Source organism: Streptacidiphilus jiangxiensis (assembly GCF_900109465.1).
Taxonomy (GTDB): Bacteria; Actinomycetota; Actinomycetes; order Streptomycetales; family Streptomycetaceae; genus Streptacidiphilus; species Streptacidiphilus jiangxiensis.
In genome coordinates, this window is the sequence record NZ_FOAZ01000027.1 from 1 (window position 1) to 12,182 (window position 12,182).

At 70.1% G+C, this 12,182-nt stretch carries 12 protein-coding genes and 2 rRNA genes; all 14 read left to right on the forward strand.

Features of this window, described 5'->3' with window-relative positions; all coding sequences use genetic code 11:
* Window positions 1-116 (forward strand): 23S ribosomal RNA (locus tag BMY61_RS36310); the annotation flags it as partial.
* Window positions 117-175: 59 nt separating this feature from the next.
* Window positions 176-292 (forward strand): 5S ribosomal RNA (gene rrf / locus BMY61_RS36315).
* Between the two features lie 118 nt (window positions 293-410).
* Window positions 411-1,028, forward strand: coding sequence for a cardiolipin synthase ClsA (clsA, locus tag BMY61_RS36320; protein WP_042455839.1), 618 nt, complete (start codon window positions 411-413; stop codon window positions 1,026-1,028).
* Between the two features lie 16 nt (window positions 1,029-1,044).
* On the forward strand, window positions 1,045-3,549 hold the full coding sequence (locus tag BMY61_RS36325) for a mannose-1-phosphate guanyltransferase (RefSeq protein WP_042455843.1): 2,505 nt from the start codon (window positions 1,045-1,047) through the stop codon (window positions 3,547-3,549).
* Between the two features lie 220 nt (window positions 3,550-3,769).
* Entirely contained in the window at window positions 3,770-4,681 is a 912-nt protein-coding gene (locus tag BMY61_RS36330) for a DUF881 domain-containing protein (RefSeq protein ID WP_042455846.1), read from the forward strand.
* Window positions 4,678-5,010 (forward strand): small basic family protein, encoded by a 333-nt coding sequence (locus BMY61_RS36335; RefSeq protein ID WP_042455848.1) that lies wholly within the window; start codon window positions 4,678-4,680, stop codon window positions 5,008-5,010. The genes BMY61_RS36330 and BMY61_RS36335 overlap by 4 nt, the downstream gene beginning before the upstream one ends.
* 117 nt (window positions 5,011-5,127) lie before the next feature.
* The gene (locus tag BMY61_RS36340; RefSeq protein WP_042455851.1) at window positions 5,128-6,006 is read left to right on the forward strand and encodes a DUF881 domain-containing protein; all 879 of its coding nucleotides are present in this window, start codon (window positions 5,128-5,130) and stop codon (window positions 6,004-6,006) included.
* Between the two features lie 106 nt (window positions 6,007-6,112).
* On the forward strand, window positions 6,113-6,952 hold the full coding sequence (locus BMY61_RS36345; protein ID WP_075004199.1) for a zinc-ribbon and FHA domain-containing protein: 840 nt from the start codon (window positions 6,113-6,115) through the stop codon (window positions 6,950-6,952).
* A 70-nt stretch (window positions 6,953-7,022) separates the two neighbouring features.
* Entirely contained in the window at window positions 7,023-7,769 is a 747-nt protein-coding gene (gene ftsR, locus BMY61_RS36350) for a transcriptional regulator FtsR (RefSeq protein WP_042456018.1), read from the forward strand.
* 212 nt (window positions 7,770-7,981) lie between these two features.
* Window positions 7,982-8,458, forward strand: coding sequence for a bifunctional nuclease family protein (locus BMY61_RS36355; protein ID WP_042455857.1), 477 nt, complete (start codon window positions 7,982-7,984; stop codon window positions 8,456-8,458).
* Window positions 8,459-8,794: 336 nt separating this feature from the next.
* On the forward strand, window positions 8,795-9,334 hold the full coding sequence (locus tag BMY61_RS36360) for a MerR family transcriptional regulator (protein ID WP_425314731.1): 540 nt from the start codon (window positions 8,795-8,797) through the stop codon (window positions 9,332-9,334).
* Window positions 9,335-9,388: 54 nt separating this feature from the next.
* Entirely contained in the window at window positions 9,389-10,075 is a 687-nt protein-coding gene (locus BMY61_RS36365) for a SanA/YdcF family protein (protein WP_042455863.1), read from the forward strand.
* Between the two features lie 34 nt (window positions 10,076-10,109).
* Complete coding sequence (locus BMY61_RS36370) at window positions 10,110-11,507, forward strand: DNA polymerase IV (RefSeq protein WP_042455865.1); 1,398 nt, start codon at window positions 10,110-10,112, stop codon at window positions 11,505-11,507.
* 315 nt (window positions 11,508-11,822) lie between these two features.
* Entirely contained in the window at window positions 11,823-12,179 is a 357-nt protein-coding gene (locus BMY61_RS48085) for a helix-turn-helix transcriptional regulator (protein WP_236656569.1), read from the forward strand.
* Window positions 12,180-12,182 lie beyond the last annotated feature (3 nt).

Sequence of the window (12,182 nt, forward strand, 5' to 3'; positions counted from 1 at the left end):
CTCCCACCCACTTGATGGGGTAAGGCTCCCAGTAGACGACTGGGTTGATAGGCCGGATGTGGAAGCCCTGTGAGGGGTGGAGCTGACCGGTACTAATAGGCCGAGGGCTTGTCCATAGCTGCTACGCGTCCACTGTGCTGTTCTGAGACAGCGACTATCGCTTGTTTCACCGTGTTTCGGTGGTCATAGCGTGAGGGAAACGCCCGGTTACATTCCGAACCCGGAAGCTAAGCCTCACAGCGCCGATGGTACTGCAGGGGGGACCCTGTGGGAGAGTAGGACGCCGCCGAACAACCTTTGCCAGCAGGCCCCTGACCGACGGTCAGGGGCCTGCTGTGTCATGCCGTAAAGTCGGGCTGCACCCGTACGCACCGTACGTCGTTCGAAGTGGTTCAACAGGAGGCTCCCCAGTGGAGGTACAGGAGACACGCGTCCAGACCGACCGCGTGTTCACCATCCCCAATGTGCTGAGCATGGCGCGCCTGGTCGGGGTGCCGGTCTTCCTCTGGCTGGTCCTGTGGCCGGTGTTCGGCGGGCCCAAGAACGATGGGTGGGCCATCCTCATCCTGATGCTGAGCGGTGTCAGCGACTACCTCGACGGGAAGCTCGCCCGTCGGTGGGGCCAGATCAGCCGGCTGGGCCAGCTGCTGGACCCGCTCGCGGACCGTCTCTTCGTCCTCTCGACGATCGTGGGGCTGACCGCGCGCCGGATCATGCCTTGGTGGCTCACGGCCATCCTGCTCAGCCGCGAGGTCTTCATCGCCTGCCTGCTGCCGATCCTGCGGCGTCACGGATACGGCCCACCCGAGGTGAACTTCATCGGGAAGGCAGCTACGTTCAATCTGATGTACGCATTCCCTTTGCTGCTGCTGACGACCTACCCCAACTGGGTCGGCACTGTGGCGAGCGTCATCGGTTGGGCGTTCGTCTGGTGGGGTACGACGCTCTACTGGTGGGCAGGAATTCTGTACGCGGTACAGACTCGCCGTCTCGTGAAGCAGACGGGGGCGGGCGCCCTGTCCGAATGAGGAGGAGCCAGCCGAGATGAAGGCCGTTGTGATGGCCGGAGGCGAGGGAACTCGTCTCCGCCCGATGACCGCGAGTATGCCCAAGCCACTGCTACCGGTCGTGAACCGGCCGATCATGGAGCATGTGCTCAGGCTGCTCAAGAGGCACGGCCTGACCGACACGGTCGTGACGGTGCAGTTCCTCGCGTCACTCGTCCGGAACTATTTCGGCGACGGCGAGGAACTCGGTATGAAGCTGACCTACGCCAACGAGGAGAAACCTCTCGGCACGGCCGGCAGCGTCAAGAACGCCGAGGACGCACTCAAGGACGACTCGTTCCTGGTCATCTCGGGTGACGCGCTCACTGATTTCGATCTCAGCGAGCTGATGGAATTCCACCGCTCCAAGGGGGCGATGGTGACGGTCTGCCTGACCCGCGTCCCGAATCCGCTGGAATTCGGGATCACGATCCTCGACGAAGAGGGTCGGGTCGAACGCTTCCTGGAGAAGCCGACCTGGGGCCAGGTCTTCTCCGACACGGTGAACACCGGCATCTACGTGATGGAACCGGAGGTCTTCGACTACGTTGCGGCCGACACCTCCGTGGACTGGTCCGGTGACGTCTTCCCGCAGTTGCTCAAGGAGGGCAAGCCCATCTACGGCTTCGTCGCCGAGGGCTACTGGGAGGACGTGGGCACCCACGAGAGCTACGTGAAGGCCCAGGCGGACGTCCTCGAGGGCAAGGTCGACGTCGACATCGAGGGCTTCGAGATGGCGCCCGGCGTCTGGGTCGCCGAGGGTGCGGAGGTCGACCGCGAGGCTGTGCTGCGCGGCCCCCTGTACATCGGCGACTACGCCAAGGTCGAGGGCGGCGTCGAGATCCGCGAGCACACGGTGCTCGGCAGCAACGTCGTCGTCAAGCGCGGTGCCTTCCTGCACAAGGCCGTGATCCACGACAACGTGTACGTCGGCCCCCAGACGAACCTGCGTGGGTGCGTCATCGGCAAGAACACCGACGTGATGCGCGCGGCCCGGATCGAGGACGGCGCCGTCATCGGTGACGAGTGCCTGGTCGAGGAGGAGTCGATCGTCGCGGGCAACGTCCGCGTCTACCCCTTCAAGACGATCGAGGCCGGGGCCTTCGTCAACACCTCCGTCATCTGGGAGTCCCGCGGCCAGGAGCACCTGTTCGGCGCCCGCGGCGTCTCCGGGATCATCAACGTCGAGATCACGCCCGAGCTGGCCGTGCGGCTGGCCGGCGCGTACGCCACGACGCTGAAGAAGGGCGCGACGGTCACCATCGCCCGTGACCACTCCCGTGGCGCCCGTGCGCTCAAGCGAGCGATGATCTCCGCGCTCCAGGCGAGCGCGATCGAGGTGCGCGACCTGGAGAACGTGCCGATGCCCGTGGCGCGCCAGCAGACGGCCCGCGGCAGCGCCGGCGGCATCTTCCTGCGGACCACGCCGGGCGTGCCGGACTCGCTCGACATCCTCTTCTTCGACGAGCGCGGCGCGGACCTCTCCCAGGCCGGCCAGCGCAAGCTGGACCGCGTCTACGCGCGCCAGGAGTACCGTCGCGCGTTCCCGGGCGAGATCGGCGACCTGACCTTCCCGGCGACGGTCTTCGACTCCTACGCGGGCAGCCTGCTGCGTGCGATCGACACCAGTGGCGTGCGGGACGCCAAGCTGAAGGTCGTCGCGGACGTCGCGAACGGCAGCGCGTCGCTGCTGCTCCCGAGCATCCTCGGCAAGCTCGGCATCGAGGCGCTGACGGTCAACCCCGGCATGGACGAGGCACGGCCGACGGAGACCATCGAGGAACGGCGTGCGGGGCTGGTCCGGCTCGGTGAGCTGGTCGCGTCCTCGCGGGCGGCGTTCGGTGTGCGGTTCGACCCGGTGGGCGAGCGCGTCTCCTTCGTCGACGAGCGCGGCCGGATCATCGAGGACGACCGCTCGCTGCTGGTCATGCTCGACCTGATCGCGGCGGAGGGCCGCAGCGGCAAGGTGGCCCTGCCGGTCACCACCACCCGGATCGCCGAGCAGGTGGCGGCCTACCACGGCACTCAGGTGCTGTGGACCACGACCTCACCCGACGACCTCACCCGCGCTGCGTCCTCGGAGGGAACGGTCTTCGGCGGCGACGGCCGCGGCGGATTCGTCGTCCCGGAGTTCAGCGGGGTCTTCGACGGCACGGCGGCGTTCGTGCGCCTGCTGGGGCTGGTCGCCCGCACGCAGTTGACCCTGAGCCAGATCGACGCCCGCATCCCGCGGGCCCATGTGCACCGCCGTGACCTGGCCACCCCGTGGGCGGCGAAGGGCATGGTCATGCGCACGGTCGTCGAGGCGGCGGGCGAGCGGGAGGTCGACACGACGGACGGCGTCCGCGTGGTGGAACAGGACGGCCGCTGGACCATGGTCCTCCCGGACCCCGCCGAGGCCGTCACCCACCTCTGGGCCGAAGGCCCGGACGAGACGTCGACCCTGGCGCTGCTGGACGAGTGGGCCGCGGTCGTGGAGTCCGCCGGAAGGGACCAGACCTGAGGCTTCGCTCCCGCAGGTAGGTGCACCTCCCCAGGGGCGCGGGGCACTGCGCGACAAGCCACCGGCATGCGTATGGTCCTCAATGCGCAGGGCCATCTGCACAGGGTGGTTTCTCGCGCAGTTCCCCGCGCCCCTAGGTAGTGCAACCAGCTGCCCTGCGCACAGTTCCGCTCGCGCCCCTGGGAGAGGGCGAGGACAGCGACGTGGGACGATATCCCCCATGTCGACGACCGCACCCCGACCCGAGGAGCGCGCGGACGCGCGCTACGCGCGGCCGGACGCGTCGATGTCGCTGCTCACGGACGTGATCGAGCACAGCCTTGATGACGGCTACGCCGACGAGGCGCGGCGGACCGGCCACTACGGCAGCAGCCGGCTGCCTCGGACGCTGAAGGGCCGGCTGGTCCTCGGGCTCGGGCTCGCGATGGTGGCGACGATCCTCACCATCGGCGCGGACCAGGTGCGTCAGAGCGCTCCCGTCGCCGCCAAGCAGCGCCAGGCGCTGATCGACAGGATCGACCAGTCCACCTCGACCGCCGACGGCCTGCAGCAGCAGGTCACCCAGTTGCAGGCCCAACTGGACCAGGCGCGGGCGAGCGCGGTCGGCACCCAGGGGAGTGACACGCAGCTCAGCACCTTGCAGCTGGTGGTGGGCGAGACGCCCGTCAGCGGGCCGGGCGTGCAGGTGACCGTGGACGACGCGGCGTCGGCCGGGACGGATCTGAACAACGCGAGCCCGCGGGCGGGCGCGGGCTTCGGCGACACCGGGCGGGTGCGCGACAGCGACCTGCAGCTCGTGGTGAACGCGCTGTGGCAGTCCGGGGCGGAGGCGATCGCGATCAACGGTGAGCGGCTGACGACCCTGTCGGCGATCCGCGCCGCCGGTGACGCGATACTGGTCAACGACCACCCGCTGACGCTGCCCTACTCCGTGCAGGCCATCGGCGGCCCGGGCCTGCAGCAGTCCTTCCAGAACAACGCCTACGGCGGGCTGTATCTGGCGCAGCTGAAGCAGAACTACCAGATCCGCTACGACGTCTCCGCACAGGGCAGTCTCTCGCTGCCGGCGGCGAGCGTCGGGCCTCTGCTCAACGCACACCCGTCTCCGTCGGAAGGGACCAAGCGACCGTGATCGCCGTACTCGGGCTGGTGCTCGGAGTCGTCGTCGGGCTGTTCGTGCAGCCGGACATCCCCGCTGCGCTGGTTCCGTACCTGCCGATCGCCATCGTCGCCGCGCTCGACGCGGTCTTCGGCGGGGTCAGGGCGATGCTGGACGGGATCTTCTCCGACAAGGTCTTCGTCGTCTCGTTCCTCTCCAACGTCGTCGTGGCGGCGCTGATCGTCTTCCTGGGCGACCAGCTCGGCGTCGGCTCGCAGCTGTCGACCGGTGTGATCGTCGTGCTGGGAATCCGGATCTTCTCGAACGTGGCGGCCATTCGGCGCCATGTGTTCCGGGCCTAGCCGTGACGTTCTGTGACAGAACCGGAGTGCAGTGAGCGAATACCGGGGTAGGACGGGTGGCAGGATGATCCGCGAGGGTCGGCGTACGACAGACGTGACAGATGTGGGAGTGGCACCGTGAGCGGCGACGAGGCACCTGAGGTCCGCGGGGACCAGGAGCCCGAGCGCGCCCCGGAGCCGGAGGAGACCGCAGCGAGGAACGTCGACGCCGAGGTCGAGGAGTCGGTCGAGGAGTCGGTCGAGCCCGCGCCGGAGGAGGAGCCGGGGCCCGTGCTCAGCGGGCGTCAGCGCCTCGCGGCCGCGCTGTGGCCGCCGCGCGTCAACCGGGCCCAGCTCGTCGTCGCCCTGCTGCTGTTCGCGCTGGGCCTCGGCGTCGCCTTCCAGGTGCGGGCCAACACCACCGAGAACCAGCTGCGCGGCGCACGTGAGGATGATCTCGTACGCATCCTCGACGAGGTCGACTCCCGGCAGCAGCGCCTCGATCAGGAACGCCAGCAGCTGCAGACGTCGTTGACGCAGTTGCAGACCAGTTCGAACCAGGCGAAGGAGGCGCAGGCCCAGACGAAGCTGAAGGAGCAGCAGCTCGGCATTCTCGCGGGGACGGTCGCGGCGACCGGCCCCGGGGTGACGCTGACCATCAAGGACCCGGGCGGCAACGTCCAGGCGGCTATGCTGCTCAACACGCTGGAGGAGCTGCGCGCGGCAGGGGCGGAGGCGGTACAGATCAACAATGTCCGGGTGGTGGCGGGCACCTGGTTCTCGGATGCCAACCGGGGCACGGTGACGGTGAGCGGAACGACCGTCTCGCAGCCGTACGTGTTCACGGTCATCGGCAATCCACAGGATCTCGACACCGCGATGAACATTCCGGGGGGTGTGGTGCAGTCGGTGGACCGTGACAACGGGACCGCGACGGTGAGGCGCTCGCAGTCCCTGGCCGTGACTGCCTTGATCCCTTTGAGCACGCCCGACTACGCTCACACGACGCACCCATGACGTCTTTCGCCTCACCAGTTACTCAAGTTCCGCCCGTACCAGTCCTGTCCACGATGGCTCCACCTCGCCCCACGGGCGGGTCCGTGTCACGCAAGGGGTATCGCCCGTGAGTCTGTTCTCGAAGCTGTTCGGCCGGAAGTCCCGTGAGGGCGCTGCGGTCGAGGCGCCCACCGCCCGCCACCGCAGGGCGGACGCCGAGTACGGGTCCGCTGTGCCGGGCATGCGCGCGCCGGAGGGCGACAACTACGCGCCGACCGGTGAGCGGCCGCTGTTCCGCGACGAGGACGGCCGACACGCGGGCGCGCCGAGTGGCGGTCCTATAGCCCCCCAGCCGGTACCCTCAAGCTCAGGTGGAGGGTTTGCGGCCGATCCGTATTCCCAAGGCCAGTCAGGCGATCCGCGACAGGAGGCCGCAGGCGTGACGTTGTGCACCCGATGCGGATACAACAACCCCGATTCCGCCCGCTTCTGCTCCAACTGCGGTGCCCCGCTGCGGGCCCGTGTCGGTGGGGTGGAGCGTCCGTCGGAGACGACGTCCACGATCTCGATCTCCGGTCTGGAGGCCTACGAGCCCGAGGTGGCGACGCAGGTCCCCGGGCTGTCTCCGGAGGCGCAGGCGGCGGTGGACGCTCTTCCGCTGGGCTCGGCCCTGCTGGTGGTGCGTCGTGGTCCGAACTCGGGCAGCCGTTTCCTGCTCAACACCGACCTGACCACGGCAGGCCGTGACACCCAGAGCGACATCTTCCTGGACGACATCACCGTCTCGCGTCGCCACGTGGAGTTCCGGCGCCACCAGGGCGGTGCCTTCACCGTCGCCGACGTGGGCAGCCTGAACGGCACCTACGTCAACCGTGAGCGGATCGACGAGGTGCCGCTGAACACCGGCGACGAGGTGCAGATCGGGAAGTACCGGCTGGTCTTCTTCGCCGCCCGCCCGGGGTACTGAGACGCGGTGCCCCGCCCCTGGGAGGAGTGAGTCAACCGTCGTGCAAGCCGACAGCGGTACCTCGGGGGCGGTGGCGCCCTTCGTTCCTCCCGGCCGTCGGGCCGGTACGGTCGTGGTCCGGCCGCAGTTGCTGAGCATCGGTGCGGTCCTGACCGAACTGCAGGCGGAGTTCCCGGAGGTCACGATCTCCAAGATCCGCTTCCTGGAGGCGGAGCGGCTGGTCGAGCCGCAGCGGACGCCTTCGGGGTACCGCAAGTTCAGCGAGGCCGACGTGGAGCGGCTGGCGTACGTTCTGCGGATGCAGCGCGACCACTACCTGCCGCTGCGCGTCATCCGCGAGCACCTCGCCGCGCTGGACCGCGGCGAGAACCCCCCGGCGCTGCCGGGGCCCGGCGGGGCTGACGAGCCCGCGGCCGACGTCACGATCACGCCCGGCCCGCAGCTGCCGTCCGGGCCGCGTCTGGGCCGCTCCGAGTTGTTGGCTGCCGCCGGCATCAGCGAGCAGCAGTTGGGCGACTGGGAGTCCTACGGGCTCGTCAGCGCGGACGCCGACGGCGGTTTCGACGGGGAGATGCTGCAAGTCGCCAGACTCGTCGCGGAGTTGGGCCGCTTCGGGCTGGAGCCGCGGCATCTGCGCGCGGTCAAGGCCGCGGCGGACCGGGAGATCGGCCTGGTGGAGCAGATCGTCGCGCCGCTGCGGCGCCACCGCAATCCGCAGACGCGCGCCCACGCGGCGGCGATGGCGCGTGAGCTGGCCAACCTCTCCGTCCGTCTCCACGCCGCACTGGTGCAGGCGGGGCTCCGGGCCCGTCCGTAGGTTTGCACTACCCAGGGGCGCGGGGCTCTACCGACTCACCGAGGGGCGCGAGGAACCACCCGGTGCTGATGGCCCTGCTCGTGCAGAGACTCACCACTCAGGGTGGCTTGTCGCGCAGTTCCCCGCGCCCCTGGGTAGTGCAACTGGCCCTCGGTGCCGCTGCGGAGATAGAGCAACTGGCCTATCTGGCCCCTGCGCCCTAGGGTTGCATTGTGAACGAGCTAGACGTCGTGGGCGTCAGGGTGGAGATGCCGTCGAACCAGCCGATCGTGCTGCTGCGCGAGGTCGGCGGGGACCGCTATCTCCCCATCTGGATCGGGCCCGGCGAGGCAACGGCCATCGCCTTCGCACAGCAGGGCATGACTCCCGTGCGGCCGCTCACGCACGACCTCTTCCGGAACGTGCTGGAAGCCGTCGGTCAGCGGTTGACCGCCGTGCGGATCACCGATCTGCGGGAGGGCGTGTTCTACGCCGAGCTGGTGTTCGCCAGCGGCGTCGAGGTCAGTGCGCGTCCCTCGGACGCGATAGCCCTCGCGCTGCGCACCGGGACGCCGATCTACGGTGCCGACGACGTGCTCGACGAGGCCGGGATCGCGATCCCGGACGAGCAGGAGGACGAGGTCGAGCGGTTCCGCGAGTTCCTGGACCAGATCTCCCCGGAGGATTTCGGCAGCTCCGGCGCCCAGTGAGCGTCGGGATCCGTGCGCGATCGGGTGGGTTTGGCCCGGTCCATTCGCGCGGACATACCCCCGTCCAGGACACGCAAAACCACCCGCGAGACTGACGTCACCCGCCATGCCGAGCGTGGCGATCGTTGACGCGCTCTTGCCTTCTGCCTACCTTCGACTGTGAACGTCCCGGGTGTGCCACCCCGCGCCCCCGCGCAGGCGGTTCCGGAGTCGACAGGACGGAGGGTCGTGTTGAGCAGCACGGGTGACAGAACAGCCACGGGCGGCTCCTGCCCCATCCATACCCCGGTCCGGACGCTGCCGCGTGCGGCGCGTTCCGGGTGGGAGGGGATGCCGATGGTGCCGCTGCCGGCGGACCCGCAGGACGACCTGCTGCCCAGCGCGGAGCTCATCGGGTACCGCGGGCCGACGGCCTGCGCGGCGGCAGGCATCACCTACCGCCAGTTGGACTACTGGGCCCGCACCGGCCTGGTCGAGCCCAGCGTCCGTCCGGCCCAGGGCTCGGGCACCCAGCGCCTCTACGCCTTCCGCGACATCCTCGTGCTGAAGGTGGTCAAGCGCCTGCTCGACGCCGGGGTCTCGCTGCAGAGCATCCGGGCGGCCGTGGACCACCTGGCCCAGCGTCCGGAGGACGCGCTGCCGGGCATCACCCTGATGAGCGACGGCGCGACGGTCTACGAGTGCACCTCGGCGCACCAGGTCGTCGAACTGCTCCAGGGCGGCCAGGGCATCTTCGGCATCGCCGTGGGCGCGGTGGCGCGCGAGGTCGAGGCGTCGCTGAGCCGTCTGCACGGCGAGCGGGCCGACACCGGCGAGAACGTTCTCGGCTTCGACCCGTCCGACGAACTCGCCCGGCGGCGCAACCGCGCGGTCTGACCCGCGCGTCCGGTCGGTCGTAGACGGAAACGATCGACGACCGGTGGGGGATGGATGCGCGTCGGGCTGCCACGTGTGCGCTGGCGGGAGCGGAGAACGCAGCGGCGGGGCTTCCAGTTGCTGTGCGCGGCGGCACTCGCCGTGCTGCTGCCGACGGCGGTGGTCTGGTTCCAGGGCGGCCCGCGGCTGCGTACCGTCGCGGACGCGCCCGCCGAGCCCGTCGTACTGGTCTTCGGCGCCGGGCTGGACGGCGGCAAACCGTCCCCCTACCTGGCGCACCGGCTCGACGCCGCCATCGCGCTCTACAAGGCCGGCCGCGTCCACGCGGTGCTGGTGTCGGGCGACAACAGCCGGGTGAGCTACGACGAGCCCGACGCGATGCGCACCTACCTGGTCCAGCACGGGGTGCCGGCCGACCACGTGGTGCGCGACTACGCCGGCTTCAACACCTGGGACTCCTGCGCCCGGGCCCGGCGGATCTTCGGGGTCACCCGGGCGCTGCTGGTCAACCAGGGCTACGCGATTCGGCGCGCGGTCTCGTTGTGCCAGGCGGCGGGTATCGACTCCTACGGCATCGGCGTGGAGGAGTGGCACGACCGGACCTGGCAGGCCGGGGTGGTCCGCGAGATCGCCTCCATGGACAAGGCGATCCTGCTGGACGAGCTGTTCCAACCCGATCCGCACCTGCTGGGCCCGGACGAGGCCACCTCGCTGGCCTCGGCGGAGGCCGCCGCGCCCTGACGGCGTTGTCGTACCTGTGCGCGATGATCGGGGTGTGCGCGCCGTGCCGACGATCCTGCATCTCGACATGGACGCCTTCTTCGCCTCGGTGGAGCAGGCGTCCAAGCCGAGCCTGCGCGGAAAGCCGGTGATCGTCGGCGGCCTCGGCGCGCGGGGGGTCGTCTCCACCGCGTCGTACGAGGCGCGCCGCTTCGGCGTGCACTCGGCGATGGCGATGGCCCACGCGCGCCGGCTGGCTCCGAACGCCGCGTACCTGATCCCTCGCTTCGAGGTGTACCGCCGGGTGAGCGACGAGGTCATGGCGCTGCTGCGGGAGCTGTCCCCGCTGGTCGAGCCGCTCAGCCTGGACGAGGCCTTCGTCGACCTGGCTGCCGGGCCGTACGGTCCGGCCCTGGAGACGGAGGGTGCGGAGCTGGCGCGCGCCCTGGGGGAGGACCTGCGGGCCGACATCGAGCGCAAGGTCGGCCTGACGGGCTCGGTGGGCCTGTCGACCACGAAGTTCCTTGCCAAGATCGCCTCCGAGCAGGCGAAGCCGGACGGACTGGTGATGATCGAGGCCGGTCGCGAGCGCGAGGTGCTGGACGCGCTGCCGGTCCGCGCGCTGCCGGGCGTCGGCCCGGCCACCGAGGAGACACTGCGGCGCGCCGGCCTGCCGATGATCTCCGACGTCGCCGCGCTCCCGCAGGAGGAGCTGGTGCACCTGCTCGGCCGTGCGCACGGCGCCGGCGTCCACGAGCTGGCGCTGGGCCACGACGAGCGCCCGGTCGTCGCCGAGCGGGACGCCAAGTCGGTCTCGGTGGAGGACACCTTCGAGGTGGACCTGCTGGACCGCGACCACATCGTGGGGGAGCTGGAGCGGCTCGCCGACCGCTGCGTCCGGCGCCTGCGCGCGGCGGGCCGTTCGGGCCGGACGGTGGTCGTCAAGATCCGCCGCTTCGACTTCAGCACCCTGACCCGCAGCGAGACGCTTCCCGCGCCCACGGACGATCCGCTGGTGATAGCCCAGATGGCACGCCGCCTGCTGGACTCGGTGGAGCTGCTGGGCGGCATCCGACTGCTGGGCGTCGGCGTGACCGGGCTCGCCGACTGGACTCAGGAGGACCTCTTCGCCCAGGCGCTGCGGGAGGGCATGCAGGAGGAGGACGACGCCGCCGCGCCGGACGCCTCGGAGGATTCGGAGCACGAGCCGGCCTACGGCGGCCCCGGCGCCCCCCGTGCCTTCAACCCGGGCGGCGAGCTCTCCCAGCGCCGCTGGGCACCGGGGCAGGACGTGGAGCACACCGAGCTCGGTCACGGCTGGGTCCAGGGCAGCGGCGTCGGCCGGGTGACCGTCCGCTTCGAGACCCCCGGCTCGGGCGTCGGCCGCGTCCGGACCTTCCCGGTGGACGACGCCGCGCTCACCCCGGCAGCACCGCTGCCCCTGGTGCAGTGAGGCCGCCTGAGCGCTTCGAACGCTGCTGGAACCTGGTGCGGGAGACGCACGCACCCGTCGACCTGCGGAGCACGCACGCCCAGGACTTCCGGGCCTGGCAGCGGGTACTCCAACTCGATCAGGTGACCGTCTGGCCGACCACCTTCCAGACCCCGCAGTTCCGGCGGACGGCCCGCTTGATCACTACGGGATCGGCCTGGAGATCCCCCGGTCCGCGCTGCCGCTGCGACGCGACGGGTTGGATCGCGTCGCCGCCTGGCCGCTCCCGGCCCGGTCCGGATACGGCGGACTGCTGGCCCACGCACTGTGCAGATCGTGGACGACACCGACGGCTACGACTCCGCGGACGGCCCGCGACTGGCCGCGTTGCTGATCGACATGGTCTCCGCGCTGTTCGCCGCCGCTCACCACGTCTCGCTCAGTCACCTGCACCGGCTCTTCCAGCAGGACGGCACGAGCGTGGCCGCGTGGATCCGCGACCAGCGACTCGACCGTGCCCGTCGCGACCTGGTGGGCACGACCTCGATCGGTGCGATCGCCGTCAGGTGGGGCTTCCGGGATGCGGCGGAGTTCAGCCGCGTCTTCCGCAGGGAGTTCGGCCTCGCGCCGAGGGAGTACCGGTCCGCCGCACAAGCGAGCGGCGTGGGACCCCGAGGGGCCCCACGCCGCTGAAAG

What these genes read in the sequence shown, in the direction of transcription:
- BMY61_RS36325 (WP_042455843.1), top strand. Translation starts at nt 1,045, where the DNA reads ATGAAGGCCGTTGTGATGGCCGGAGGCGAGGGAACTCGTCTCCGCCCG.
- BMY61_RS36330 (WP_042455846.1), top strand. Translation starts at nt 3,770, where the DNA reads ATGTCGACGACCGCACCCCGACCCGAGGAGCGCGCGGACGCGCGCTAC.
- BMY61_RS36360 (WP_425314731.1), top strand. Translation starts at nt 8,795, where the DNA reads ATGGTGCCGCTGCCGGCGGACCCGCAGGACGACCTGCTGCCCAGCGCG.
- BMY61_RS36365 (WP_042455863.1), top strand. Translation starts at nt 9,389, where the DNA reads ATGCGCGTCGGGCTGCCACGTGTGCGCTGGCGGGAGCGGAGAACGCAG.